A 24037-nucleotide genomic window follows, 5' to 3' on the forward strand; every position below is an offset into this window, starting at 1 on the left:
CCGCAGTGCGCAGCACGGAGGGTCGTTCAATGACCGGTCTTCAGCGCCTGTACGACCTGCCCGCGCCGGCCAAGGTCAACCTCTTCCTGCACATCGTGGGCCGCCGCGCCGACGGCTACCACCTGCTGCAGTCGGTGTTCATGCTGATCGACTGGTGCGACCGCCTGCACATCGAGCGCAGCCACGATGGCAGCATCGCGCGCGTCGACCTGCAGGCCGGCGCGCTGCCCGAGGACGACCTCTGCGTGCGCGCCGCGCGCGCGCTGCAACAGGCCACGGGCTGCACACAGGGCGCGCGCATCACGCTCGACAAGCGCCTGCCCACGCAGGCCGGCCTGGGCGGGGGCTCGTCCGACGCCGCCACCACGCTGCTCGCGCTCAACCGGCTGTGGGGCCTGAAGCTGCGGCGCGCCAAGCTCGCGCGCATCGGCCTGGGCCTGGGCGCCGACGTGCCGTTCTTCATCGGCGGGCGCAACGCCTGGGTCGAGGGCATTGGCGAGCAGATCACACCGATCACCCTGCCCGCGGGCCGGCTCGTGGTGGTCAAACCACAAGGCGGCGCGTCCACGCCACAGATCTTTGCGTCGCCATCGCTCAAACGCGATTCAGAAACTGCTACAATGCGAGGCTTCGCTGCAAACAGCTTGTTGGATTTGAAAGCCTGCATGGCTTTTGGTCGCAACGACCTGCAACCGGTCGCGCAAACGCTCTGCCCCGAGGTGAGCGACTGCATCGACTGGCTGGCTTCGCAAGGTTTGTCCGCTCGCATGAGCGGGTCCGGCACCGCGGTCTTCGCACCGCTCGCCCCGGGCATCACAAGCCTGAACGCGCCGCCAGCGGGTTGGCAGGTGCAGGTCTGCAGCAACATGGATGTGCATCCATTGGCCGATTGGTGCGAGGACTGAGTCCAGCCCACCCAGCAGTCGGTCCTGCGGTTGTGCAACCTGCGACAATTCGGTGGCACGTGTCTTGTGGCACGGGCCTCCTGCGTAGGGGAGTCGCCAAGTTGGTTAAGGCACCGGATTTTGATTCCGGCATGCGAGGGTTCGAGTCCTTCCTCCCCTGCCACCGTTTTTCTGACATCACTCACACTGGCCATCCCTGATGGCCGTTGTTTTTTGATCGCGGCCCCGCCGGTGGCCGCCAGACCGCTGGGATTGCCATGAACGTTCAGCCCCCGGAATTCATGCTCTTCACCGGCAATGCCAATCCGGTGCTGGCGTCCGAGATCGCCCAACACCTGGGCACCCAGCTGGGCGCGGCCAATGTGGGCCGCTTCTCCGACGGCGAAGTCACGGTCGAGATCACCCAGAACGTGCGCGCCCGCCACGCGTTCGTGATCCAGTCCACCTGCGCGCCCACCAACGAGAACCTGATGGAGCTGCTCATCATGGTCGACGCGCTCAAGCGCGCCTCGGCCGAGCGCATCTCCGCGGTCATCCCCTACTTCGGCTACGCCCGCCAGGACCGCCGCCCGCGTTCGAGCCGCGTGCCGATCAGCGCCAAGGTGGTGGCCGACATGCTGCAGACCGTGGGCGTGAACCACGTGCTCACCATGGACCTGCACGCCGACCAGATCCAGGGTTTCTTCGACATCCCGGTCGACAACATCTACGCCTCGCCCGTGCTGCTGGGCGACCTGCGCACCAAGAACTACGAAGACCTGCTGGTGGTCTCGCCCGACGTGGGCGGCGTGGTGCGCGCGCGTGCGCTGGCCAAGCAGCTCAACTGCGACATGGCCATCATCGACAAGCGCCGCCCCAAGGCCAACGTGTCCGAGGTCATGCACGTCATCGGCGACATCGAAGGCCGCAACTGCGTGATCATGGACGACATGATCGACACCGCGGGCACGCTCGTGAAGGCGGCCGAGGTGCTCAAGGAGCGTGGCGCCAAGAACGTCTATGCGTACTGCACGCACCCGATCTTCTCGGGCCCGGCCATCGAGCGCATCGCCAAGGGCACGGCGCTCGACGAAGTGGTCGTGACCAACACCATTCCCCTGTCGCAGTCCGCCCAGGCCTGCGCCAAGATCCGCCAGCTCTCCGTGGCGCCGCTGATCGCCGAGACGGTCGCGCGCATTTCCTCGGGCGAGTCGGTCATGAGTTTGTTCGCCGATCAGGACAACCTGTTCTGAGGCAGCAAGAAGCCGGTCGCCCCCGCGGCGGCCATCGTTGAAACAGAGGCGTTCTGGTCGCGGAACCCCTCAACTGGAGTCAGTCATGCAATTCGTCGCTTTCGAGCGCAGCAAGCAGGGCACGGGTGCGAGCCGCCGCCTGCGCATCACCGGCCGTGCGCCCGGTATCGTCTTCGGCGGCAACACCGCCCCCGCCACGATCGAACTCGATCACAACGCCCTGTGGCACGCGCTGAAGAAGGAAGCCTTCCACGCGTCCATCCTCGACATGGAGCTCAACGGCAAGGTCGAGAAAGTGCTGCTGCGCGACGTGCAGTACCACCCCTACAAGCCCCTCGTGCTGCACGTGGACTTCCAGCGCGTGGACGACAAGACCCGCCTGCGCAAGAAGGTGCCCCTGCACTTCACCGGCGCCGAAGAATCGCCCGCCGTCAAGCTCGACAAGTGCCTGGTCAACCACGTGGCCAACGAGATCGAGATCGAGTGCCTGGCCACCGCGCTGCCCGAATTCATCAGCGTCGACCTGAGCCAGGTCACCAAGGGCGCCACCGTGCACTCGGGTGACATCAAGCTGCCCAAGGGCGTGAAGATCGTGACCCACGGCCGCAAGGACATCACCGTGGCCACCGTGGTCGAGCCCGTGGAAGAAGTGGTGGCCGCACCGGTCGCCGCCCCGGCCGACGACAAGAAGAAGGCCAAAGGCAAGAAGTAATCTGGCCCCCACGCTCCGCCGCTGCGCGGGTCGCTGCCCCCCAAAGGGGGCGCGTTCCGGCTTGGGGCGGCCCGGCGCCAGAACCCTTCTGCCTTCGCTGAACAAGGCCCGCCGCGTGCGGGCCTTTTCTTTGGCCACATTTGGGACAATCCCGCCCCATGATCAAACTCATCACCGGCCTGGGCAATCCCGGCCCCGAGTACGAACACACGCGCCACAACGCCGGCTTCTGGTGGGTCGACGACGTGGCGCGCCAGCTCAAGGTGTCGCTGCAGATGGAGCGCTCGCACTTCGGCCTGGTGGCGCGCGCCAACGTGGGCGGCCACAGCGTGTGGCTGGTGGAGCCGCAGACCTACATGAACCTCTCGGGCAAGTCGGTGGGCTCGCTCGCGCGCTTCTACAAGATCGCACCCGAAGAGGTGTTGGTGGCGCACGACGAACTCGACCTGCCCCCGGGCGAGGCCAAGCTCAAGAAAGGCGGCGGCCATGCGGGACACAACGGCCTGCGCGATATCCACGCCCAGCTCGGCAGCGCCGACTACTGGCGGCTGCGCATCGGCATCGGCCACCCGGGCAACAAGAACGAGGTGGCGAACTGGGTGCTCAAGAAGCCCTCGCCCGACGACCGCATCGCGATCGCGCAGACGCTGGACCGCTGCCTCACGGCCCTGCCCCACCTGATAGCGGGCGAGATGGACAAGGCCACAGCCCTGATCCACACCAGCAAGCCGCCGCGGCCCAAACCGCCGCGCCCGGCGCCGCCGCCGGCTCAGGCCGAAGGCGCCTCACCCGCGGCCGACGACAAGCCCTGACCGGCCTTCTGCAGCCGCTGGTACTTCTGCCACAGCGTTTCCTTCGACTCGACGTGATTCGGGTCGACCGGGATGCACGACACCGGGCAGACCTGCATGCACTGCGGCTCGTCGAAGTGGCCCACGCATTCGGTGCAGCGCGCGGGGTCGATCTCGTAGATCTCCTCGCCCATGTAAATCGCCTGGTTCGGGCACTCGGGCTCGCAGACGTCGCAGTTGATGCACTCGTCGGTGATCATCAAGGCCATGGCGCGGTCCTCAGGCCTGCAAGGGCGGCGTCACGAGGCTGGCCGCCACGGCCGGGTTCACCATGGTCGACACGTCGCCACCGAGCTTGGCGATCTCGCGCACCAGGGTGCTGCTGATGCACTGCAGCTCGGCCTGCGGCAACAGGAACACGGTCTCGACGCCCGGGTGCAGCTTGCGGTTCATGGCCGCCATCTGCGCTTCGTAATCGAAGTCGGTGAGGTTGCGGATGCCGCGCACCACGGCCTGCGCGCGGTGCTCGCGGCAGAGGTCCATGATCAGGCCGTCGAAGGGCAGCGCGCGCACGCGGCCCGGCAGGCCCTGCACCGCCTGCTCCACCAGCGCCACGCGCTCGTTCAGCGAGAACCGGGTTTTTTTGTGGTGGGCCACCGCGACCGCGACGATCAACTCGTCGAACAGGCCGGCGGCGCGCCGGATCACGTCCTCGTGGCCGAGGGTGATGGGGTCGAAGGTGCCGCTGTAGACGGCGATGCGGGAGGCAGCCATGGGCCGGATTATCCCGCCCGCTCAGGCCGCCAGCGGCCGTAGCAGGTGAAAGGCCACGGCGCCCGCGCGGCCGTGGCGGTGCAGCGCCAGGCCCAGCGCGGCCAGCTCGGCCTCGCTCCAGGGCCGGGGTGCTTCGAGGTACACGAAGCCCTCGGGGCCGATGGCCGCGGCCGCCGCGCGCAGCGCGGGCTCGAACACGGCCGTGGCATCGAACGGGGGATCGAGGAAGACGGCGTTCCAGCCCTGCCCCGCCGCGGCCCGCAGCGCCGCCAGGCCATCGCCGCGCTGCACACGCACGGCCTCGGCCTTCAGGCGCGTGCGCACGGCCTGCAGCTGCGCGGCCAGCGCCGGGTCCTGCTCGAACAGCAGGGCCTCGCGCGCGCCGCGCGAGGCGGCTTCGAAGCCGAGCGCGCCCGTGCCCGCGAAGGCGTCGATCACGCGCCAGCCCGTGAGGTCCTGGCCCAGCCAGTTGAACAGCGTCTCGCGCACGCGCGAGGGCGTGGGCCGCAGACCCGGGCGGTCGGCCACAGGCAGCTTGCTGCGTTTCCACTGGCCGCCGAGGATGCGCACCTCCTGCGGCGGCGAACCGGCCTGGTGTTTCATGCGCCGAGCTTAACGCGCGGCCGGCGCCTGAGCGCCCACCACCACGGTCACCATGCGATCGGCCTGCAGCGCGCGCCGCATCGCGTCGCGCACCTGCTCGCGCGTGAGGCGGCGGATCTGTTCGGTCCAGGTGTCCAGGTAGTCGAGCGGCAGCCCGTTCCAGGCGATGTTGGCCACGTTGTCCAGCAGCTTGCGGTTGCTGTCGATGCGCAGCGCAAAGCCGTTGATGAGGAAGTCCTTGGCGGCCTGCAGCTCGGCCTCGGTCGGGCCGTCGGCGAGGTAGGCGCTGAGTGTCTCGCGCACCACGCGCACCGCCTCGTCGGCCTGGTCGGGCCGGGTGGTCATGCCGATCTGGAATGCCCCCGCGTGGCGGCCCGGCGAGAAGTTGCTGTACACGCCGTAGGTGAGGCCGCGCTGCTCGCGCACCGCGAGCGTGAGGCGCGAGGTGAAGCCGCCGCCCCCGAGCACGTGGTTGCCCACCAGCAGCGCGAAGAAGTCGGGGTGGTTGCGCGCAATGCCGGGCTGGCCGATGAGGATCTGCGCCTGCGCGGCCTCGAACGGCAGGCGTTGCTCGGCGGCGCGCGCCAGCGGCCGCACCTCGGGCACCTCGCCGAGCGTGGCGCAGCCGTGGGGCGCGATGGCGGTGAGCAGCGGATCGGCGATGGCCTGCGCACCCGCGCGGTCCACCGCGCCCACGATCACGATCTGCGCGCGGCAGGCGTTCATGTGGCGGCGGTAAAAGGCCTGCATGTCGTCCACCGAGATCGCCTGCAGGCTCTCGGGGGTGGTGTAGCGGCCGTAGGGGTGATCGCCGTACACGGCGGGCAGGAAGGCCTGCTGGGCGCGCGTGCCGGGGCGGTTGAGCGCCTCGCGCAGCGCGGCCACGCTGCGCTCGCGGTCGCGCTGCCAGACGCGCTCGGGCCAGGCCGGTGCGGCGAGCTGCTGCGCCGCCAGCGCCACCGCACGCGGCAGGATCGCGGGGTCGGTGAGGCTGCGCAGCTGCACCGTGAAGCGGTCGCTGCCGGCGCTGGCGCTGAACTGCGCGCCCAGGTCCACCCAGGCCGCGGCCAGTGCGTTCTCGTCGCGCGCGGGCTGACCGGCGTGGGCGCGCACGCCGCTCTGGAACTGGCCCGCGGTCACGCCCGCCAGGCCGGTCTTGCCCGCGGGATCGCGCCGGCTGCCGCCGTCCACGTTGATCTGCACGTCCACCATGGGAATGCTCGGGCTCTGCACGAGGTAGATGCGCGCGCCGCTGGCGTGCGCCCACTGCTCGATCGGGATCGCGGCCTGGGCCACGCCGCCGCAGACCGCAGCCGCCACGAGAGCGACGCGGCAGAAGAAAACGAAACGCCCGCTCATCGCGCACCCTCCCCGTTCCTGGCCTCTGGCAGCAACACGCCGGTGTTGAGCGTGCGCTCGATGAAATAGCGGCCCGCCACCGCCCGCACCTGCTCGGCGGTGACCGCGCGCAGTTGCGCAATCAGGCGTTCGCCGGCGTCCACCGGCAGGCCGTTGATCCAGTAGGTGCCCAGCTCCTGGGCCTGGCCCATGATGGAGTCGAGCTTGTAAACCTCGCTCGCCGTCCATTGCGTCTTCACGCGCTGCAGCTCGGCCTCGCTCACGCCTTCGCGGGCGATGCGTTCGACCTCGAGTTTGAGCGCGGCCGCCGCCATCTCGGGCGTGACGCCGCGCGCCGGCACGGCCGACAGCGTGAAGACCTGCGGCCCGCGGCCGATCAGGCCGTAACCCGCGCTGGCGCTGTCGGCCACGCGCTTGCCCGCGTTGCCCTCGCCCTGCACCAGCGCACGGTCCAGGCGTGCGCCGGGGTAGCCGTCGAGCAGGCCCGACAGCACCGCCAGCGCGAGCGCGTCGCGGCTGGCCTCGTCGTCGCGGCCGCTGTAGCGCGGCGCGTGCCAGGCCAGGGTCACCAGGGGCTGCTCGGTCACGCCGCGGTACTCGAGGCGGCGCGGCCCCTGCTGCGGCGGCTCGGTGCGCGGCTTGCGCTCGGGCACGGCCGCCGCAGGAATGCGGCCGTAGTAACGCTCGGCCCATTCGCGCACGCGCTGCACGTCCACGTCGCCGGTGATCACCACCGCGGCATTCGCGGGCACGTACCAGCGCCGGTGGAAGTCGCGCGCGTCCTGCGGGGTCATGGCGTCCAGATCGCTCATCCAGCCAATGATCGGGCGGCGGTAGGGGCTGGCCTGCCAGACCATGGCGTTGAAGGCCTCGTACATGCGCGCGCGCGGCGATTCTTCGGTGCGCTGGCGGCGCTCCTCCTTGATCACCGACATTTCGCGCGCGAACTCGTCGTCGGACCAGCGGTTGGTGGCGAAGCGGTCGGCGCCCAGGCGCATCACCTCCTCGAGGCGGTCGGCCGGCACCTGCTCGTGGTAGGCCGTGTTGTCGCGGCTCGTGAAGGCATTGAGCTGCCCGCCCAGGGCCGACACGCGCTGCGAGAACTCGCCGGGCTTGAGCAGTGCGCTGCCCTTGAACATCATGTGTTCGAGCGCGTGGGCCACGCCGGAGGTGCCGTCGACCTCGTCCATCGAGCCCACGCGCACCCACAGCATGTGCACCGCCGTGGGCGCGCGCCGGTCGGGGCGCACGATCAGGGTCATGCCGTTGGACAGCGTGTACTGCCGCGCCAGCGTCGCGGCCGGGTCGGGCGAGGCAGTGGAAGGTGGGGCTGTTTGCGCGGTCGCCGGCAGGGGCGCGCACAGGGCCAGCGCCAGGCCCAGGGGCATCAGAAGGCGTTTCATAGAATCCCAAGGATTCCAGAGATTCACAAATGTTCTCGTTCTTTCGCCGGAAAAACCCTGAAGCCGCACCCGCGCCCGCGCCGGTGAGCGCCCCGGCGCCCGCTGCCGCCCCCCCTGCGGCACCTGTTGCGACACCCGTTGCGCCCCCCGCCCCCGTGCCCCCCGCCCCCGTGCCCGCCGCCCCAGCCACGGCAGCGCCGGCCGAGGCCCCCGCCCCTGCCCCCGCGCGCCAGGGCTGGATGGAGCGCCTGCGCGCCGGCCTGCGCAAGACGGGCGGCAGCATCGCCACCGTCTTCACGGGCACGCGCATCGACGACGCGCTCTACGAAGAGCTCGAGGCCGCACTGCTCATGGCCGACACCGGCGTGTCCGCCACCGAGTTCCTGCTCAGCGACCTGCGCCGCCGCGTGAAGGAGCACAAGGCCACCGAGCCCGCGGCCGTCAAGGCCCTGCTGGGCGACGCCATCGCCGACCTGCTGCAGCCGCTGCAGCGCCCGCTGGTGATCGGACAGCACAAGCCCACGGTGATCATGGTCGCGGGCGTGAACGGCGCGGGCAAGACAACTTCGATCGGCAAGCTCACGCGCCACCTGGCCGATGAAGGCGCGAGCGTGCTGCTGGCGGCGGCAGACACCTTCCGCGCCGCGGCGCGCGAGCAGCTCGCGGTCTGGGCCGACCGCAACACCGTCGACATCGTCACCCAGGAAGGCGGCGACCCGGCCGCCGTGTGCTTCGACGCCGTGAGCGCGGGCAAGGCGCGCGGCAAGGACGTGGTGCTGGTCGACACCGCCGGCCGCCTGCCCACGCAGCTGCACCTGATGGAAGAGCTGCGCAAGATCCAGCGCGTGGTCACCAAAGCCGAGGCCACGGCCCCGCACGAGGTGCTGCTGGTGATCGACGGCAACACCGGCCAGAACGCGCTCGCGCAGGTGCGCGCCTTCGACGACGCGCTCAAGCTCACCGGCCTCATCGTCACCAAGCTCGACGGCACCGCCAAGGGCGGCGTGCTCTGTGCCATCGCGCGCGAGCGGCCGGTGCCGGTGTACTTCATCGGCGTGGGCGAGAAGCTCGAAGACCTCGAAACCTTCGACCCGCGCGAGTTCGCGCAGGCGCTGCTCGGCTGAGCACGGCCGGGCCCGCCATGCGCAGCGGCATCACGCGGCTGGTCCTGGTGGGCGCGGGCCCGGCGCACCTTGCGGTGCTGGGACGGCTCGCGGCGCACCACCCGGGCGACCTGCAGGTCACGCTGCTCACGCGCTGGCCGCAGCACACGCCCGCGGCCCTGCTGCCCTCGCTCATGGCCGGCGGGCGCACGCCCGAGCAGGCGCGCATTGCGCTGCCCGCGCTGTTGCAGGCCGCGCATGCGCGCGCGCTCGCGGGCCACTGCATCGCGCTCAACGCCGAGGCCCGCCAGCTCACCTGGCAGCCGGCCGACGGCTCGGCCCCGCAGACGCTGGACTTCGACCTGCTCTCGCTCGACCCCGCGGCCGCGCTCGACCGCGAGCGCCTGGACACGCGCTGGCCCGGCGCGCGCGAACACGCGCTCGCGCTGTGGCCACTGGAAGGCCTGCTGGCGCTGTGGCCCGGGGTGCTGGCGCTGGCCCAGCGCCAGCCCGTGTCGCTGGCCGTGATCGGCGGCAACACGGCCGCGGTGGAAGCCGCGTTCGCCGCGGCCGAGCGCCTGCGCCGCGACGGCGCGCCGGGCAGCACCTTCACGCTGGTCACGGGCGGCCCGGAGCCCGCCGCCGAACTGCCCGCGCGGGCGCGCCAGCGCGTGCGCCAGCGCCTGCGGCGCGCCGGCATCCAGGTGCTGTGCGAGCCCTGCACGGGCTTCACCGCCGAAGGCGTGCGCCTGGGCAATGGCGCGCTGCTGCGCTGCGACGTGCCCCTGCTGGCCTGCCCCGGCGACGCGCCCGCCTGGCTCGCGGTCAGCGGCCTCGCGCTCGGCGACAGCGGCCGCGTGCGCTGCGATGACCATGGCCGCAGCCTCAGCCACCCCGCGGTGTTCGCCAGTGGCGAGGCGGCCGAGCGCGGCGCCCACGCCCCCGACCACGACGCGCTCGCCCCGCTCCTGCTCGCCGCCCACGCGGGCACGCCGCTCAAGGCGCGCCGGCCGCCGCGCCAGCCGCCCATGCTGCTGGCCTGCGGCGAACACCATGCGCTGGCCGTTTGGGGCCCGTGGGTGGTGCAGGGCGCGTGGGTGCGCCGCTGGCGCGAGCGCCGCGACCAGCGTGCGCTGGACCGGCACGCGCGCCCCGCCCCGTAGACTCGAAGCCCTTTCTATCGCGTTCCACCGCCATGCCCACCCGCCGCGCCACCGCCGCCCTTGGCCTGCTCGGCTGCCTGATCCTGGGCAGCGCCGCCGCCCAGACACCGCCGCCCGCACCCGCGCCGCTGCACCCCTGGCAGGTGCCGCCGCCGCGCCTGTCGGCCGAGGCCTACTTCACCAACCTCAAGGACGGCGACCGCATCGAAACGCCCTACCTGCTCAAGTTCGGCCTCTCGGGCGGCTGGGGCCTGGCCCCGATCGCGCAGGCCGGCCAGGGCAAGAGCGGCCACCACCACCTGCTGGTCAACCGCGACCTGCCGCTCGACTTCAAGAAGGCCCTGCCCTTCAACGACCAGTACATCCACTTCGGCAAGGGCCAGATGGAGACCGTGCTGACGCTGCCGCCGGGCGAGTACACGCTGCGCATGCTGCTGGCCGATCAGCAGCACCTGCCGCACTTCGTGTTCAGCAAGCCCGCGAAGATCACCGTCACGCGCAAGACCGCCACCGACCCGGCCACGCTGCAGAAGAAGGGCCTGGAGATCGGCCTCGACGCCCCGGCCGCCCGCCCGCCGATCCGCGTGCGCTTTCACGCCTCGCTGCTCAACGTGGCGCAGATGGCGCAGAAGCTTGCAGGCACCGGGCATTTCCGGCTCACGGTGTCACCCGAATCGGGCAACGGTGCGCCGGCGGTGATGGACTTCATCGATGGCCAGACCGAGGTGTGGCTGGCACCGCCGGCGGGCCGCTACACGCTCAAACTCGAAATGCTCGACAACCTCGACGGCCGCAGTGCCCGGGCCGAGGCGGTGACCGCGCGCCTCGAGGTGCGCTGAGCCCGCGCTTCAGCAGCCGAGCTGCTCCGCCAGATGCACCAGGTCGCGCGCGTGCCACTGGTTGGCGGGCACGGGCGACACGTCCTTCACATGCCCCGCGCCGAATTCGAGCGGGCGCTCGATGTAGGCCGTGCCCAGGCCGCAGGCGCGTGCCGCGGCCAGGTCGTCGTGGTGGGCGGCCACCAGCATCACCTCGGCGGGCGGCACGTCGAACACGGCGGCCGCGCCCAGGTACACGCGCGGGTCGGGCTTGTAGGCGCGAAACACCTCGGCCGAGAGCACGCAGTCCCAGGGCAGGCCGCCGCGCTTGGCCATGTTGGTGAGCAGGCCGATGTTGCCGTTGGACAGCGAGCAGATGGTGAAGCGCCGCTTGAGCCGCGTGAGGCCGGCCACGCTGTCGGGCCAGGGGGCCAGGCGGTGCCACACGCGGTTGAGGTGGGCGCGCTCGGCGTCGTCGAGGTGCTGCAGGCCGAAGCGCGGCAGGATCTCGTCGAGGATGCCGCGGTGCAGTTCGTCGAGCCGCGTCCAGCCGGTTTCGCCGCCGCGCACGCGCTGCATCGCAGGCTGGTAGCCGGCGCGCCAAGCCAGCGCGAAGGCGTCGGCGTCGACCTGCGGGTACAGCGCCGCCACCTCGCGCACGATGCTGCCGTGCCAGTCGACCACGGTGCCGAAGATGTCGAAGACGAGGATGGACGGCATGTCACACCACCCGCAGCCGCGCGCCACCGCCGGACGGCACCACCTCGCCGATCTCCGCGGCCTGCGCGAAGCCGTGGCGCTGGAACACCGCAAGCACCTCGGGCACGGCCTCGGCGCTGCACGACACCAGCAGGCCGCCGCTGGTCTGCGGGTCGCTGAGCAGGGCCTGGTCGCTCGCCTGCAGCGCCGCGCCCAGTTGCACCTCGTGCCCGTAGGCGGCCCAGTTGCGGCCCGAGGCGCCGGTGACCACACCCGCCGCGGCGAGCGCGCGCACGCCCGCGAGCAGGGGCACGCGCGACCAGTCCAGCCGCACCGCGGTGTCCGCGCCGCGCGCCAGTTCCAGTGTGTGGCCGGCCAGCCCGAAACCCGTCACGTCGGTGAGCGCGTGCACGCCCGCGAGCTTCGCGAGCTCGGGGCCGGGCGTGTTGAGCTTGGTGGTGTTGGCGATCATCTGGGCGTAACCCTCGGCGTCGAGCCGGTCTTTCTTGAGCGCGGCCGACAGCACGCCCACGCCCAGCGGCTTGCCCAGCACCAGGCGGTCGCCCACGCGCGCGTCGGCGTTGCGTTTGACGCGCGCGGGGTGCACCAGGCCCAGCGCCACCAGGCCGTAGATGGGCTCGACCGAGTCGATGGTGTGGCCGCCCGCGATCGGAATGCCCGCGGCCTGGCACACGTCCTGTCCGCCCTTGAGGATGCGGGCGATGGTTTCGGTGGACAGCACGCTGATCGGCATGCCCACCAGCGCGAGCGCCATGATGGGCGTGCCGCCCATGGCGTACACGTCGCTGATGGCGTTGGTGGCCGCGATGCGCCCGAACTCGTAGGGGTCGTCCACGATGGGCATGAAGAAGTCGGTGGTGGCGATCAGCGCCTGCTCGTCGTTGAGGCGGTACACCGCCGCGTCGTCGGCGGTCTCGATGCCCACCAGCAGTTCTTTGGGCATGGGCATCTGCGTGGTGCCCTTGAGGATCTCGCTGAGCACGCCGGGGGCGATCTTGCAGCCGCAGCCGCCGCCGTGCGAGAGGCTGGTCAGGCGCGGCTCGGTGGCGGCGCCGGGGGTGGGGGCGTTCATGGGGTTCTCCGTGTCAGTGGCCAGGGCGCAGCTCGCCCAGCAGGTCCAGCAGCGCCTGCCGCTCGCGCTCGGGGTCGAACAGTGGCGCGCGTGCGCGGCATTGTGCGGCCAGGCCGGCGAGCCTGCCATCGGCGGCGTTCATGCCCTCGCGGCAGTCGCGCAGCAAGGCCGCCAGGCCGGCCGCGTCGCCGGGCGAAAAGTAACCGCCATAGGCCTCGCCCAGCATGCCCAGGTTGCCGTCGATGCGCGAGGCCAGCACCGGCGTGCCGCAGCGCACCGCTTCGAGGATCGCGTGCGCGCCACCTTCCATGCGGCTGGTGTGCACCAGCAGGTGCGCGCGCTGCAGCCGGCGCAGCACCTGGGCGTGCGGCAAGGGGCCGAGCCAGCGGTAGTGCAGACAGGCCGCGGCGGTGGCGCGCGCGGCCTCGCCCAGCGCCGCGTCGAGCGCACCGCCCACGTGGTCGATGCGGATGCCCTCGTGCGGCGCGATCGCGCGCGCGGCCTCGAACAGGGTCTGCGGCCACTTCTCGTCGCGCAGGTGGCCCACCATCACGGCGCGCAGAAAAGTGCGCGGCCGGGGCAGCGGTGCGCGCGCCGGGCACGACTGGAACACCACGCGGCAGCGCGCGCGCAAGGCCTCGGGCAGCGCCAGCGGCGCGCGCTCCTGCAGCACCACGAGCCGGTGCGCAAGCCCGATCGAGCGGCGCGCGTCGGCGTCGTGCGCGATGTCGCGGTACAGGTCGGTGCCGGTGAGCACCACCACCAGCGGCGCGCCGCCGGCTTCGCGCGCCCAGTCGGCGATCGCCGGGGCCGAGCGCCGCGCGTGCAGGGCGATCAGCGCGGCCGGCCGCTCGGGGCCCTCGAGTTCGGCCCAGTGGCGCGCGAGGGCCACCCGATAATGGCCCGAGAGCAGCCGCTGCCAGCGCCGCGCGGTCTGCCAGTTGCCGTTGTTGGCGTCGGCCATCGCGGGGGTGGCGATGCACAGCAGGGGGCGTGGGTCGGCGCGCATGGAGGCCAGCATTGTGAGCGAGCAGGCAGCAGCCGATGAAACCGTGGGAGAAGCCGCGCGCCGCGCCGGGCCCGCGGCGCTGGCCGCGCTGCTGCAGACCACGCGTGCGCGCACGCTGCGCCTGCTCGACGCCTACGAGGCCGCGCTCGGCCCCGCGCTGGCGGTGCCGCGTTCGCCCGAGCTCAACCCGCCGCTGTGGGAGCTGGGGCACATCGCCTGGTTCACCGACCGCTGGATCGCTCGCCACCCCGGGCGCAACCGCGGCGCGCAGGCCGACCCCGAGCACCCGCTGCACCCGGCGCGCCAGGCCGCGCGCGGCCTGGACGCCGATGCGCTGTACGACAGCAGCGCGGTGCCGCACGCCACCCGCTGGTCGCTGCCGCTGCCCACGCTGGAACAGACCCGCGCCGACCTGCAGGCCAGCCTCGACGACACCCTGGCGCTGCTCGCGCGCGCCGACGACCACGACGACGCGCTCTACGTCTTCCGCCTCGCGCTGTTCCACGAAGACATGCACGCCGAGGCCTGGGTCTACATGGCGCAGACCCTGGGCATCGCCCTGCCCGCCGAACACCTGCCGCCCGCGCCCGCCGCGCCGCGGCCCCCCCTGCGCCTGCCCGCGCAAACCTGGCGCCTGGGCCGGCCCGGGCCGGGCTTTGCGTTCGACAACGAGCTGCCGGGCGCCAGCGTGGCGCTCGCGGCCTTCGAGATCGACGCCCAGCCCGTGCATTGGGCGCGCTACCTGCCTGCGGTCGACGCGGGCGCCGTGCCGGTGCCGCGCCACCTGCGCCGCGCCGGTGGCCAGTGGCAGCGGCACCGGCACGGCGTGTGGCAGCCCCTGGATCCCATGGCCCCGGCCTGCCACCTGAGCGCGGCCGAGGCCCGGGCCTGGTGCGACTGGGCCGGCCGGCGCCTGCCCAGCGAGGCCGAGTGGGAATGCGCCGCGCTCGGCGCGCCCGGCTTCGCCTGGGGCCAGGTCTGGGAATGGACTTCGAGCCCCTTTGCGCCCTTCCCGGGCTTCGTGGCCCATCCCTACCGCGAATACTCGCGCCCCTGGTTCGACGGCCGCCCGGTGCTCAAGGGCGCGAGCCACGCCACGGCCGCGCACCTGCGCCACCCGCGCTACCGCAACTTCTTCAGCGCCGAACGCAACGACCTCTTCGCGGGCTTTCGCAGCGCGGCCGGGTTCTAATGCGGGCCGTGAACTTCGACCTCGACCACGTCAGCGTGCGCCACCGCACCGCACGCCCCGGCCTGCCCCCGGCCCTGCACGGCCTGAGCCTGCGCATCGCCGCGGGCGAGCGCCTCGCGGTCATCGGCCCTTCGGGCGCGGGCAAGACCACGCTGCTGCACCTGCTGGCCTGCGCGCAGCCGCCCTCGGCGGGCCGATTCGGCGTCGGCGGCAGCGCGCCGTGGTCCTTGCCGCGGCGCGAGCTGCAGCGCCTGCGCGGGCGGCTGTTCCTCGCCCCTCAGGTGCCGCCGCTGCCGCCGCGCCAGCGCGTGGTCACCGCGGTGCTCGCGGCGCGCCTGCCTGCCCTGGGCCTGTGGGCCAGCGTGCGCTCGCTGTTCTACCCGCACGACATCCCCGCCGCGTTCGACGCCCTCGACCGCTTCGACCTCGGCGAAAAGCTCTTCGAGCGCGTGGACCGGCTTTCGGGCGGCGAGCGCCAGCGCGTGGGCCTGGCGCGCGCCCTGCTCGCGCCGGCCCAGGCCTGGTTCGTGGACGAGCCGCTCTCGGCGCTCGACCCCACGCGCTCGCGCCAGGCCGTCACCACGCTGATCGCGGGCGCGCAGGAACGCGGCGCCACGCTCGTGGCCTCGCTGCACCAGGTCGACGTGGCGCTGGAACACTTCCCGCGCATCGTGGGCCTGCGCGACGGCCAGCTCGCCTTCGACCTGCCCGCGGCCGAGGTCACGCGCGAGCGCCTCGCGCGGCTCTACGACCGCTTCGAGCACGAGCTGCGTGGCGAAGGCGCGGCCGCGCCCGACGCCCCGCTGGCGCAGCCCGTGGTCATGCACTGCCGCTGAGGGGCCGCGCGTGAACACCCTCGCCGCCCCCCGCCCCGGCGCGCCCAAGCGCGATCCGGCCTGGCTGCCGCGCCTGTTCTGGATCACGGCCACGCTGGTGCTGCTGTGGCCCCTGGGCGTGGCCACGGAGTTCCGGCCCTGGGTGCTGTTCGAGCCGAAGAACCTCAAGGTCACGGGCCAGTTCCTGAGCAGCTTCGTGCCGCTCGCACACGACGCCGAATTCCTCAAGATGGTCGCGCGCGAAACCTGGCGCACCGTGGCCATGGCCACCGCGGGCGTCACGCTCGCGCTGCTGCTGGCCGTGCCGTTCACGCTGGTCGGCACGCGCGTGCTGTCGGTGTCGGCGCTGTCGGGCCGCATGGCCCCGCTGCCGGCCGCGCTGCGGCAGGCGGTGCGCTGGCTGCTCATCGTGCTGCGCAGCATTCCCGAGCTCGTGTGGGCGCTGGTGTTCGTGCGCGTGGTGGGCCTGGGGCCCACGGCCGGTGTGCTGGCGATCGCGCTCACCTACGCGGGCATGCTGGGCAAGGTCTACGGCGAAATCCTCGAAAGCGGCGAACCCCACGCCACCCAGACCCTGCTGCGCAACGGCAGCGGCCGGCTGCAGGCCTTTCTGTACGCACTGCTGCCGGCCAACGCAGCCGAGCTCACGAGCTACACCGTCTACCGCTGGGAATGCGCGATCCGCTCCTCGGTGGTGCTGGGCTTCGTGGGCGCGGGCGGCCTGGGCCAGCAGCTCGACAACTCCATGAAGATGTTCAACGGCGGCGAGGTCGCGAGCATGCTGCTGGTGTTCATGGCCCTGGTGGCGCTGGCCGACCGCGCGAGCGCGTGGCTGCGAAAGGCCCTGGGATGACCATGCGCCGCCCCGCCGCCGCCAACCCGCCCTACCGGCTGCCGCCCGGCCTGCTGAGCCTGCGCCACCGCGGCGGCTGGTTCGCGCTCGGCGTGCTCGCGCTGATCGTGGCCAGCTTCTGGTCGCTCGACCTGCAGTGGCGCCAGTTCCTGTCGTGGGAAGCGGCGCAGAGCATGGGCCGCTTCGTCGGCGAATTCTTCCCGCCCGACACCTCGCCCGCGTTCCTGCAGCGCGTGGCCACGGGCGCCTGGGAGACGCTGGCCATGTCGGCGCTGGGCACCGGTCTGGCCGCGCTCGCGGGCCTGGCGCTCGCGGTGCCCGCGAGCCGCCTGCACGACGGCGACGCCGCCTGGGCGCGCCGCCCCACACGCTGGCTGCTCAACGCGCTGCGCAGCATCCCCGAACTCGTGTGGGCGGCGCTGCTGCTCATCAGCGCGGGCCTGGGTCCATTCGCGGGCACGCTCGCGCTCGCGCTGCACACGGCCGGCGTGCTCGGGCGGCTGTTCGCCGAGGCGATCGAGAACGCCCCGCCCGGCCCGGGCGACGCGCTGCGCCAGCAGGGCGTGGGGCGCGCGCGCGTGTTCCTCTATGCCACGCTGCCGCAGGTACTGCCGCAGCTGCTGAGCTACACGCTGTACCGCTGGGAGAACAACATCCGCGCGGCCGCCGTGCTGGGCGTGGTGGGCGCGGGTGGCCTGGGCCAGTTGCTGGCCTTCCACATGGGGCTGTTCCAGATGGGCAAGACCGCCACCATCCTGGCGGCCATGCTGCTGCTGGTGGCGCTGGTGGACGGCGCGAGCCATGCCTCGCGGCGCTGGCTCACGCGCTGAGGCGGCGGCGCGGCGCCGCGCGCCGCTCAGCGCGGGCGCAGGCGGATCAGCTGGCCGTTGCTGTCGTCGGTGAGCAGGTACAGCAGGCCATCGGGGCCTTCGCGCACGTCGCGCACGCGCTGGTTCAGCTCGCCGAGCAGGCGCTCTTCCTTGACCACTCGGCCGCCCTCGAGCTGCAGTCGCACGAGGTGGCGGAACTTGAGCGAGCCCGTGAACAGGCTGCCCTTCCAGCCCGGGCCGTAACGGTCGCTGCCCAGGAACACCAGGCCCGAGGGCGCGATGGACGGCACCCAGTACTGCACCGGCTGCTCCAGGCCTTCACGGCTCGTGATGCCCGCGCCGATGCGGCCACCGCCGTAGTTCTCGCCATAGGTGATGACGGGCCAGCCATAGTTCTTGCCGGCCTCGGGGCGGTTGAGCTCGTCGCCGCCCTGCGGGCCATGCTCGATGGTCCAGAGCGTGCCGTCGGCCGCGAACGCCGCGCCCTGGATGTTGCGGTGGCCGAGCGTGTAGATCTCGGGCCGCGCGCCCGCGCGCTTGAGGAAGGGGTTGTCGGGGTGCGGCTGGCCGTCGGGCATCACGCGCACCAGCTTGCCCTGGTGGTTGTCCAGCGTCTGCGCGTCCTGCATGCGGTTGTAGCGGTCACCGAGGGCCAGGAACAGGCTGCCATCGGCAGCCTGCGCGATGCGGCAGCCGAAGTGCAGCCGGCTCGCCACCTTGGGCTTCTGGCTGAACACCACGCGCAGGTCGTCGAGGCGGCTGCGGTCGTCCGACAGCCGCGCCGAGGCCATGGCGGTCGAATTGCCGCCCAGGCCGGGCTCGCTGTAGCAGAAGTGCAGCGTGCGGTTGCGCGCGAAGTCGCGGTCGGTGATCACGTCGAGCAGGCCACCCTGGCCCACCGCGTCGATCTCGGGCAGGCCCTTGAGCGGCGGGCCCAGGCGACCGTCGGCCTCGACCACGCGCATGCGGCCAGGGCGCTCGGTGACCAGCATGCGGCCCTCGCCGATGAAGGCCAGGCCCCAGGGGTTCTGCAGGTCGCGCGTGAGCACTTCGGGGGAGAGGCCGCTGGCGCTGGCGCCGCTGGCCAGGCCCATCAGGCCGGCGGCCAGCGCCAGCGCCAGGGCCCGGCGGGGAAAAGCTCGGGTCATGTGATCTCCGTCGTTGGGGGGCTGGCCGATGGAGGCGTGGCACCCCGCGGCGGTTCCCGGCGCTCAACCGAAGGGGCGCACGCCGATCAGGAAGCCGTGCAGCCAGAAGGCGAACACGGCGTACACGGCCAGGCCGCCCACGAGCGCGATGGCGTCGTTGGCGCGGCCGGGCGAGGCGCCGTGCACCGGGCGCAGCAGGCCGGCCGCGGCGCGGCGCTTGACCGAGATGCGGTCGGCGACCGCCCAGGCCAGGAAGGCGCCGAACAGCACCACGTCGGCCAGGTTGCCGTTGGCCAGCAGGTGCGCGAGCGCCCACAGCTTGGTCGCCACGAGCATGGGGTGTTTCGCCGCGCGCTGGATGCGTCCGGGCAGGTAGGCCGAAAACAGCAGCACGAACACCGGCAGCATCAGCAGCGCCGCCAGGTGGCGCATGGCCGGCGGCGGCGTCCAGAGCAGCACCGGGTCCTGGCGCGCGGCGCTGTAGCCGGCCACGATCAGGCCGAAGCCCGCGAGCGCCACCAGCGTGTACAGCCCCTTCCAGGGGCCTTCGCCGATGCGGTGTGCGATGGCGTGCCGACCGCGCGGCGCCACGATGGATACCGAATGAATGCCGAGAAACAGCACCAGTCCGAGAACGAGCCAGGTCATGGGGAGCTCCAGAAAGAGGCCCAGACTCTAACCGCCCCGCGTGACCGGGTGGGCGCGCTCAGGTGGGTGGGTCGGACTGTGCGCGCCGCAGCCGCTCGCGGCTGTTCGTGAGGTGCAGGCGCATGGCCTGGCGTGCCGCCTCGGCGTCGCGCCGCCGGATGGCCTGGTAGATGGTCTGGTGCTCGGTGTGCACGCGCCGCAGGTAGGCCAGCCGGCCCTCGGGAGCGCTGCTGGCGGTGTTGATCCGCGTGCGCGGAATGATCATGGTGCCCAGGTAGGTCATCAGGTCCGCGAAGTAGCGGTTGCCAGTGGCGCGCGCCACCTCCATGTGGAACTGGAAGTCCGAGGGCACGGCGTCGGACGAGGCCTCGATCGACTGCTCGAAGGCCGCAAGCGCCCCCGCCATGTTCTGCAGGTGCTGCTCGTCGCGCCGCTGTGCGGCCAGGCCTGCGGCCTCGCCTTCCATGCTGATGCGCAGCTCGAGCAGCTCGACCACGTCGGCCACGGTGGCGAACTCCTCGGGCGCGATGCGGAAGTTGCGCTGCTCGGGCACGGCCAGCACGAAGGTGCCGATGCCGTGCCGCGTTTCGACAAGCCCCGAGGCCTGCAGCCGCGAAATCGCCTCGCGCACCACGGTGCGGCTGACCTCGAAGCGCGCCATGAGCGCCGACTCGGTGGGCAGCTTGCCCCCGCCCGGCAAACGGCCTTCGCGGATGTCGGCCGACAGGGTGTCGACGATCTCGGGCACCAGGCCGCGCGCGCGGCGCGCCGGCGGCATGGGCGGCGGTGCACGGCCGGCACCTGGGGTTTTCACGGGGAGCATGGCTTTTTCCTTGACGCGGCGACGGGGCGCTTCCCACAATCCGCCCGGTTGTCTGACAACAGACAACCGACAACAACGCGCCGGTGAAATGTAACAAGCCCGCCGTGAACCGACAAACCCCGCCTGCCGTGCCCCCAGGAGACCGACCATGGCCCTCAACCGACGCCACCTCATCGCCTCATCCGCCGCACTGGCCGCCGTGGGCCTGCCGTCCCTGGCCGGTGCACAGGTGGCCTTCCCGAACAAGCCGGTGAAGATCGTCGTGCCCTACCCGCCGGGGGGCTCCTCGGACATCATCGCGCGCGCCATCAGCCAGGTGCTGGGCGAAAGCCTGGGCCAGCCCGTGGTGGTCGACAACCGCGCGGGCGCCAACGGCAACCTGGGCGCGGCGCTGGTCGCACAGTCGCCCGCCGACGGCTACACGCTGCTGCTGTGCGACGTGGGTGCGCTGGCCATCAGTCCCTCGGTCTACAAGCTGCAGTTCGACCCCAGCAAGGACCTGCGCGGCGTGACCATGCTCGCCTACTCGCCGCACATGCTTGCGGTGCATCCCTCCGTAAAGGCCAACACGCTGCAGGAACTCGTGGCGCTGTCCAAGACCAGCGACCTGAACTTCGCCGTGACCGCGATGGGCAGCGCGCCGCACGTGGCGGGCGTGGCCGTGGAACGCGCCACCGGAGCCAAGTGGACCTATGTGCCCTACAAGGGCGGCTCGCAGGCCGTGGCCGACACCGTGGCCGGCCAGACGCAGGTGATCATGAACGGCATGCTCGCCACGCTGCCGCACGTGCAGAGCGGCAAGCTCAAGGTGCTGGGCATTTCCAAGCGCACCCGCATGCCGCTGGTGGGGGGGGTGCCCACGCTGGCCGAGCAGGGCGTGAAGGACTTCGAGTCGGGCACCTGGCAGGGCGTGCTGGTGCCCAAGGGTACGCCGCCGGCCGTGGTGGCGCGCCTGAACACCGAGCTGATCAAGGCCATCCGCAATCCCGAGGTGCGCGCCCGCCCGGCGGGCCAGGGGGCTGAGGTGCACACCATGCAACCCGCCGAGCAGGACGCGTTCTTCGAACGCGAGCGCCAGCGCTGGGGCCAGGTGGTGCAGGCGGCAAACATCCGGCTGGAGTAAGAAAAAAGGGGCACTTGCAGCCCCTGGAGATGGCCTCACATACGGTCAACCCGGGCGTTCGGCGGGCCGGAACTTCCGGCTTAGCACTCTCTCCAAGCGAGTGCTAATATTTCGACCGATTTCCCGAGGAGGTCATCCATGTCCCCATCGCTTGCTGTCGCGCATCCCGCCGCCCCTGGTGCCCTGGCCGTTGCCAGCCCCTGGAGCCGCTCGCTCACGCTGCCGCCGCTGGGCAACCTGGACGCGTACATCTCCGCGATCAACCGCCTGCCCCTGCTCACGCTCGAGGAAGAGCAGGAAGCTGCCCGCCGCCTGCGCGACCACAACGACCTCGAAGCCGCCGGCCGGCTCGTGATGTCGCACCTGCGCCTGGTGGTGTCCATTTCGCGCCAGTACCTGGGTTACGGCCTGCCCCACGGCGACCTGATCCAGGAAGGCAACGTGGGCCTCATGAAGGCCGTCAAGCGCTTCGACCCCGACCAGGGCGTGCGCCTGGTGAGCTACGCCATCCACTGGATCAAGGCCGAGATCCACGAATACATCCTCAAGAACTGGCGCATGGTGAAGCTGGCCACCACCAAGGCCCAGCGCAAGCTGTTCTTCAACCTGCGCTCGCGCAAGCAGGGCCTGCGCGCCGAAGCCCTCGACGGCGACACCCACCGCGAGGTGCTCAGCGACGCCGAGATCGGCGTGGTCGCGCGCGAGCTCAAGGTCAAGCCCGAGGAAGTGCGCGAGATGGAAACGCGCCTGTCGGGCGGCGACGTGGTGCTCGACCCCGCGCCGGGTGACGACGGCGAAGAGGCTTTCGGCCCCATCGCCTACCTCGCTGACGCCTCGCACGAGCCCACGGCCATGATCGAGTCGGCCGAGCGCGACCACCTGGCCACCGAAGGCATCGCGCGCGCCATGGGTGAGCTCGACGAGCGCTCGCGCCGCATCGTGAGCGAACGCTGGCTCAAGGTGAACGACGACGGCTCGGGCGGCATGACGCTGCACGAACTGGCCGCCGAGTACGGCGTGAGCGCCGAGCGCATCCGCCAGATCGAAGTGGCGGCCATGAAGAAAATGCGCAAGGCGCTCGCCGCCTACGCCTGATCCGGCCGGGGCGATTGCACAATCGCCCCCTATGCCGTCGTTCCCCACAGTGTGGCAGCGCCTGGGCGCTGCCCTGGGTCTGTGCCTCGCCCTGATCGCGCCGCCCACGTCCACCGCCCAAGCCGCGATCGCCGCCCCCAGCGCCGGGGAGCCCTCCAGACCCATCGTGCTCGACGACCGGCACGGCACGGTCGATCTGGCCGGGCGCAGCGAGCAATTGCTCGACCCCAATGGTTCGCTGGGCATCGAGGAGATCGAGGCCCATCGCCACACCGGCGTCTGGACCCCGCGCGCGGCCGGTGACCGCACACGCCTGGCCAACGACGCCGCGCTCTGGATCCGTTTCGAGGTGATGCAGCGCGGCACCGACGCGGCCTGGGAGCTCGAGCTCGCGCGCTCGGGCACCGACTTCATCGAGCTCTACCACCGCGACGCCCAGGGCCGCTGGCGGGTGCAGCGTGCGGGCGACCGCCTGCCGGTGCGCGACTGGGCCCATCCCGACCGCTACCCGGTGTTCGGCCTGGATGCCCGCCCGGGCGAAGCGGTGCGCTACTGGGTGCGCATCGAGCACGCGCGCGTGCCGTTCTCGGGCGAGCTGCGGCTGCACGACCACAACACGCTGCGCGAGCTGCGCATCCACCAGCAGTTCGGCCTGGGCGTTTACTTCGGCATGGCGCTGCTGCTCACCCTGGTGGCGCTGGTGCACGTCGCCGTTTACCGCGACCCGGCCTTCGGCCTGTACGCCGTGTACACCACCCTGCTCGGCCTGGGCATGGCAGCCTCGCTCGGCGTGGGCGGGCAGTTCCTGTGGCCAGGCCAGGCGCGCTGGAACCAGGTGGCCGAGTTCGTGCTGTTGCCGCTCATGGGCGTGGCCGGTCTGCTGTTCGTGCGCCAGGTGGCCCAGCCACGGCGCCTGGGGCGGCTGCTGGACCGCCTGTGCCTGGGCCTGGCGCTGCTGTGGCTCGCGACGGTGGCCTGGGACCTGATCACGCCCAGCCGCGTCTCGCTGCAGGCGGTCACGGCGCTGGGCACGGCGGCCATGGCCACCATCGCGGTCATGCTCTGGCGCGCCTGGCGCAGCGGCGATGGCTGGCTGCGCTGGTTCGTGCTGGGCATGCTGCCGGTGCTGATCGCGGGCGCACTGCCGGTGATGCGCAACTTCAACCTGATCTCGTCGGGTTTCCTCTCGCAGTACGGCATGGTGATCGCAGCCACGCTCGAAGCACCCGTGCTGGTCTATGCGCTGCTGCAGCGCTCGCGCATGCAGCACGAATCGCAGATGCGGGCCCGCGCGCTCGAACGCACCGAGCCGCTGACCGGGCTGATGGTGCGTTCGCACATGATGCTGTGCCTGCACGACAGCCTGGTGCGCGCACAGCGCTACCACCATTCGAGCGCGCTGCTGCTGGTGCGCCTGGACAACCACGCCGAACTGCTGGAGCGCCACGGCCGCGAGACCGCGGACCGCGCGCTGGTCATCACGGCCTCGCTGCTGCGCTCGCAGGCGCGTGACGTGGACACGGCCGCGCGCGTGGACGACCAGGACTTCGCGCTGCTGATGGAAGGGCCGGTGAAAGACACGCAGGCCGCGGGCGTGGCCACCAGCCTGGTGGCCGCGGGGCTGCGCTCGCCCGATCGCCTGCCCCCGGGCACCACGCTGCGCCTGCGGGTGGTGGTGGCCCTGCTGCCCGACGCGCGCGGCGAACACGGCCAGGACGCCGAGGCCCACCTGCGCTGGATGCACGAGGGCCTGCGCCTGCTCGGCCAGGACCCGCGCAAGGCGATCCTGCGGCTGAACTTCTGAGCGAGCGCGGCCGCGCTCGCT

Annotated in this window: 25 protein-coding genes and 1 tRNA gene; 15 read left to right on the forward strand and 11 right to left on the reverse strand. The window is 71.9% G+C overall.

Annotated elements, in window-relative coordinates:
- Window positions 1-29: 29 nt before the first annotated feature.
- The 5 genes from WDZ95_RS07205 to pth all read left to right on the forward strand — a co-directional run bounded on the left by WDZ95_RS07205 (window position 30) and on the right by pth (window position 3661).
- The gene (locus WDZ95_RS07205; RefSeq protein ID WP_425777318.1) at window positions 30-905 is read left to right on the forward strand and encodes a 4-(cytidine 5'-diphospho)-2-C-methyl-D-erythritol kinase; all 876 of its coding nucleotides are present in this window, start codon (window positions 30-32) and stop codon (window positions 903-905) included.
- An 86-nt stretch (window positions 906-991) separates the two neighbouring features.
- A tRNA-Gln gene (locus WDZ95_RS07210) sits at window positions 992-1068 on the forward strand.
- Between the two features lie 94 nt (window positions 1069-1162).
- Window positions 1163-2137 (forward strand): ribose-phosphate pyrophosphokinase, encoded by a 975-nt coding sequence (locus WDZ95_RS07215; RefSeq protein WP_166227306.1) that lies wholly within the window; start codon window positions 1163-1165, stop codon window positions 2135-2137.
- Between the two features lie 85 nt (window positions 2138-2222).
- A complete protein-coding gene (locus tag WDZ95_RS07220) occupies window positions 2223-2849 on the forward strand; it encodes a 50S ribosomal protein L25/general stress protein Ctc (protein ID WP_425777320.1) in 627 nt (208 codons plus the stop codon).
- Between the two features lie 158 nt (window positions 2850-3007).
- The gene (gene pth, locus WDZ95_RS07225; protein ID WP_425777322.1) at window positions 3008-3661 is read left to right on the forward strand and encodes an aminoacyl-tRNA hydrolase; all 654 of its coding nucleotides are present in this window, start codon (window positions 3008-3010) and stop codon (window positions 3659-3661) included.
- Here the strand turns inward: pth and WDZ95_RS07230 are convergent.
- Genes WDZ95_RS07230 through WDZ95_RS07250 form a run of 5 tightly spaced genes read right to left on the reverse strand, consistent with a single transcriptional unit; the run spans window position 3619 to window position 7779 of the window.
- The gene (locus WDZ95_RS07230) at window positions 3619-3909 is read right to left on the reverse strand and encodes a YfhL family 4Fe-4S dicluster ferredoxin (RefSeq protein ID WP_166227309.1); all 291 of its coding nucleotides are present in this window, start codon (window positions 3907-3909) and stop codon (window positions 3619-3621) included. The two genes, pth and WDZ95_RS07230, sit on opposite strands and share 43 nt — an antisense overlap.
- A gap of 10 nt (window positions 3910-3919) precedes the next feature.
- Window positions 3920-4414, reverse strand: a complete 495-nt coding sequence (gene coaD / locus WDZ95_RS07235; RefSeq protein WP_425777325.1) for a pantetheine-phosphate adenylyltransferase — start codon at window positions 4412-4414, stop codon at window positions 3920-3922.
- A gap of 21 nt (window positions 4415-4435) precedes the next feature.
- Window positions 4436-5017: a 16S rRNA (guanine(966)-N(2))-methyltransferase RsmD gene (gene rsmD / locus WDZ95_RS07240; protein WP_425777327.1), complete on the reverse strand. Its 582-nt coding sequence runs from the start codon at window positions 5015-5017 to the stop codon at window positions 4436-4438.
- Between the two features lie 9 nt (window positions 5018-5026).
- Window positions 5027-6376, reverse strand: coding sequence for a M16 family metallopeptidase (locus tag WDZ95_RS07245; protein ID WP_425777329.1), 1350 nt, complete (start codon window positions 6374-6376; stop codon window positions 5027-5029).
- Window positions 6373-7779 (reverse strand): insulinase family protein, encoded by a 1407-nt coding sequence (locus tag WDZ95_RS07250; protein WP_425777331.1) that lies wholly within the window; start codon window positions 7777-7779, stop codon window positions 6373-6375. The genes WDZ95_RS07245 and WDZ95_RS07250 overlap by 4 nt, the downstream gene beginning before the upstream one ends.
- A gap of 29 nt (window positions 7780-7808) precedes the next feature.
- Between WDZ95_RS07250 and ftsY the strand changes: the two genes are divergently transcribed.
- From ftsY to WDZ95_RS07265, 3 genes are read left to right on the forward strand one after another with little or no spacing between them, the layout of a single operon-like run.
- Window positions 7809-8903 carry a signal recognition particle-docking protein FtsY gene (gene ftsY / locus WDZ95_RS07255; protein ID WP_425777333.1) on the forward strand — a complete coding sequence of 365 codons (1095 nt, stop codon included), beginning with the start codon at window positions 7809-7811 and terminating at the stop codon, window positions 8901-8903.
- 17 nt (window positions 8904-8920) lie between these two features.
- Entirely contained in the window at window positions 8921-10045 is a 1125-nt protein-coding gene (locus WDZ95_RS07260; RefSeq protein ID WP_425777335.1) for an NAD(P)/FAD-dependent oxidoreductase, read from the forward strand.
- A 32-nt stretch (window positions 10046-10077) separates the two neighbouring features.
- Complete coding sequence (locus WDZ95_RS07265) at window positions 10078-10884, forward strand: DUF4399 domain-containing protein (protein WP_425777337.1); 807 nt, start codon at window positions 10078-10080, stop codon at window positions 10882-10884.
- Window positions 10885-10893: 9 nt separating this feature from the next.
- Here the strand turns inward: WDZ95_RS07265 and WDZ95_RS07270 are convergent, their stop codons facing one another.
- From WDZ95_RS07270 to senB, 3 genes are read right to left on the reverse strand one after another with little or no spacing between them, the layout of a single operon-like run.
- The gene (locus WDZ95_RS07270; protein WP_425777339.1) at window positions 10894-11583 is read right to left on the reverse strand and encodes a haloacid dehalogenase type II; all 690 of its coding nucleotides are present in this window, start codon (window positions 11581-11583) and stop codon (window positions 10894-10896) included.
- Between the two features lies 1 nt (window position 11584).
- Complete coding sequence (gene selD / locus WDZ95_RS07275; RefSeq protein ID WP_425777341.1) at window positions 11585-12655, reverse strand: selenide, water dikinase SelD; 1071 nt, start codon at window positions 12653-12655, stop codon at window positions 11585-11587.
- Between the two features lie 13 nt (window positions 12656-12668).
- Window positions 12669-13664, reverse strand: coding sequence for a selenoneine biosynthesis selenosugar synthase SenB (gene senB / locus WDZ95_RS07280; RefSeq protein WP_425777343.1), 996 nt, complete (start codon window positions 13662-13664; stop codon window positions 12669-12671).
- On the opposite strand from senB, the gene senA reads away from it, so the two are divergent.
- The 4 genes from senA to phnE are packed head-to-tail and all read left to right on the forward strand — an operon-like array spanning window position 13663 to window position 17375.
- Window positions 13663-14856 (forward strand): selenoneine synthase SenA, encoded by a 1194-nt coding sequence (senA, locus tag WDZ95_RS07285; protein WP_425777345.1) that lies wholly within the window; start codon window positions 13663-13665, stop codon window positions 14854-14856. The genes senB and senA overlap by 2 nt on opposite strands.
- 8 nt (window positions 14857-14864) lie before the next feature.
- Complete coding sequence (locus WDZ95_RS07290; protein WP_425777347.1) at window positions 14865-15692, forward strand: phosphonate ABC transporter ATP-binding protein; 828 nt, start codon at window positions 14865-14867, stop codon at window positions 15690-15692.
- A gap of 10 nt (window positions 15693-15702) precedes the next feature.
- Window positions 15703-16545, forward strand: coding sequence for a PhnE/PtxC family ABC transporter permease (locus tag WDZ95_RS07295; protein ID WP_425777349.1), 843 nt, complete (start codon window positions 15703-15705; stop codon window positions 16543-16545).
- Window positions 16542-17375, forward strand: coding sequence for a phosphonate ABC transporter, permease protein PhnE (phnE, locus tag WDZ95_RS07300; protein ID WP_425777351.1), 834 nt, complete (start codon window positions 16542-16544; stop codon window positions 17373-17375). Before WDZ95_RS07295 ends, phnE begins: the two co-directional genes overlap by 4 nt.
- Window positions 17376-17401: 26 nt before the next feature.
- Here phnE and WDZ95_RS07305 read toward each other — a convergent pair whose 3' ends face one another.
- The 3 genes from WDZ95_RS07305 to WDZ95_RS07315 form a co-directional block, all read right to left on the reverse strand.
- Window positions 17402-18523, reverse strand: a complete 1122-nt coding sequence (locus tag WDZ95_RS07305; protein ID WP_425777353.1) for a PQQ-dependent sugar dehydrogenase — start codon at window positions 18521-18523, stop codon at window positions 17402-17404.
- Window positions 18524-18586: 63 nt separating this feature from the next.
- Entirely contained in the window at window positions 18587-19171 is a 585-nt protein-coding gene (locus WDZ95_RS07310) for an NnrU family protein (protein WP_425777355.1), read from the reverse strand.
- 58 nt (window positions 19172-19229) lie between these two features.
- Window positions 19230-19994 (reverse strand): FadR/GntR family transcriptional regulator, encoded by a 765-nt coding sequence (locus WDZ95_RS07315; RefSeq protein ID WP_425777357.1) that lies wholly within the window; start codon window positions 19992-19994, stop codon window positions 19230-19232.
- A 148-nt stretch (window positions 19995-20142) separates the two neighbouring features.
- Here WDZ95_RS07315 and WDZ95_RS07320 point away from each other — a divergent pair, with 148 nt between their 5' ends.
- The 3 genes from WDZ95_RS07320 (at window position 20143) to WDZ95_RS07330 (ending at window position 24016) form a co-directional block, all read left to right on the forward strand.
- Window positions 20143-21117, forward strand: coding sequence for a Bug family tripartite tricarboxylate transporter substrate binding protein (locus WDZ95_RS07320; protein WP_425777359.1), 975 nt, complete (start codon window positions 20143-20145; stop codon window positions 21115-21117).
- Window positions 21118-21255: 138 nt separating this feature from the next.
- On the forward strand, window positions 21256-22212 hold the full coding sequence (rpoH, locus tag WDZ95_RS07325; RefSeq protein WP_166227353.1) for an RNA polymerase sigma factor RpoH: 957 nt from the start codon (window positions 21256-21258) through the stop codon (window positions 22210-22212).
- Between the two features lie 31 nt (window positions 22213-22243).
- On the forward strand, window positions 22244-24016 hold the full coding sequence (locus WDZ95_RS07330; protein WP_425777361.1) for a 7TM diverse intracellular signaling domain-containing protein: 1773 nt from the start codon (window positions 22244-22246) through the stop codon (window positions 24014-24016).
- The last annotated feature ends 21 nt before the right edge of the window (window positions 24017-24037 follow it).

This window comes from Hydrogenophaga sp. T2, assembly GCF_049843535.1.
GTDB lineage: Bacteria > Pseudomonadota > Gammaproteobacteria > Burkholderiales > Burkholderiaceae_C > Hydrogenophaga > Hydrogenophaga crocea.

Coding starts and splice junctions, on each gene's coding strand:
- WDZ95_RS07205 (WP_425777318.1), top strand. CDS start 30: ATGACCGGTCTTCAGCGCCTGTACGACCTGCCCGCGCCGGCCAAGGTC.
- WDZ95_RS07215 (WP_166227306.1), top strand. CDS start 1,163: ATGAACGTTCAGCCCCCGGAATTCATGCTCTTCACCGGCAATGCCAAT.
- WDZ95_RS07220 (WP_425777320.1), top strand. CDS start 2,223: ATGCAATTCGTCGCTTTCGAGCGCAGCAAGCAGGGCACGGGTGCGAGC.
- pth (WP_425777322.1), top strand. CDS start 3,008: ATGATCAAACTCATCACCGGCCTGGGCAATCCCGGCCCCGAGTACGAA.
- WDZ95_RS07230 (WP_166227309.1), bottom strand. CDS start 3,909: ATGGCCTTGATGATCACCGACGAGTGCATCAACTGCGACGTCTGCGAG.
- coaD (WP_425777325.1), bottom strand. CDS start 4,414: ATGGCTGCCTCCCGCATCGCCGTCTACAGCGGCACCTTCGACCCCATC.
- rsmD (WP_425777327.1), bottom strand. CDS start 5,017: ATGAAACACCAGGCCGGTTCGCCGCCGCAGGAGGTGCGCATCCTCGGC.
- WDZ95_RS07245 (WP_425777329.1), bottom strand. CDS start 6,376: ATGAGCGGGCGTTTCGTTTTCTTCTGCCGCGTCGCTCTCGTGGCGGCT.
- WDZ95_RS07250 (WP_425777331.1), bottom strand. CDS start 7,779: ATGAAACGCCTTCTGATGCCCCTGGGCCTGGCGCTGGCCCTGTGCGCG.
- ftsY (WP_425777333.1), top strand. CDS start 7,809: ATGTTCTCGTTCTTTCGCCGGAAAAACCCTGAAGCCGCACCCGCGCCC.
- WDZ95_RS07260 (WP_425777335.1), top strand. CDS start 8,921: ATGCGCAGCGGCATCACGCGGCTGGTCCTGGTGGGCGCGGGCCCGGCG.
- WDZ95_RS07265 (WP_425777337.1), top strand. CDS start 10,078: ATGCCCACCCGCCGCGCCACCGCCGCCCTTGGCCTGCTCGGCTGCCTG.
- WDZ95_RS07270 (WP_425777339.1), bottom strand. CDS start 11,583: ATGCCGTCCATCCTCGTCTTCGACATCTTCGGCACCGTGGTCGACTGG.
- selD (WP_425777341.1), bottom strand. CDS start 12,655: ATGAACGCCCCCACCCCCGGCGCCGCCACCGAGCCGCGCCTGACCAGC.
- senA (WP_425777345.1), top strand. CDS start 13,663: ATGGAGGCCAGCATTGTGAGCGAGCAGGCAGCAGCCGATGAAACCGTG.
- senB (WP_425777343.1), bottom strand. CDS start 13,664: ATGCGCGCCGACCCACGCCCCCTGCTGTGCATCGCCACCCCCGCGATG.
- phnE (WP_425777351.1), top strand. CDS start 16,542: ATGACCATGCGCCGCCCCGCCGCCGCCAACCCGCCCTACCGGCTGCCG.
- WDZ95_RS07305 (WP_425777353.1), bottom strand. CDS start 18,523: ATGACCCGAGCTTTTCCCCGCCGGGCCCTGGCGCTGGCGCTGGCCGCC.
- WDZ95_RS07310 (WP_425777355.1), bottom strand. CDS start 19,171: ATGACCTGGCTCGTTCTCGGACTGGTGCTGTTTCTCGGCATTCATTCG.
- WDZ95_RS07315 (WP_425777357.1), bottom strand. CDS start 19,994: ATGCTCCCCGTGAAAACCCCAGGTGCCGGCCGTGCACCGCCGCCCATG.
- WDZ95_RS07320 (WP_425777359.1), top strand. CDS start 20,143: ATGGCCCTCAACCGACGCCACCTCATCGCCTCATCCGCCGCACTGGCC.
- rpoH (WP_166227353.1), top strand. CDS start 21,256: ATGTCCCCATCGCTTGCTGTCGCGCATCCCGCCGCCCCTGGTGCCCTG.
- WDZ95_RS07330 (WP_425777361.1), top strand. CDS start 22,244: ATGCCGTCGTTCCCCACAGTGTGGCAGCGCCTGGGCGCTGCCCTGGGT.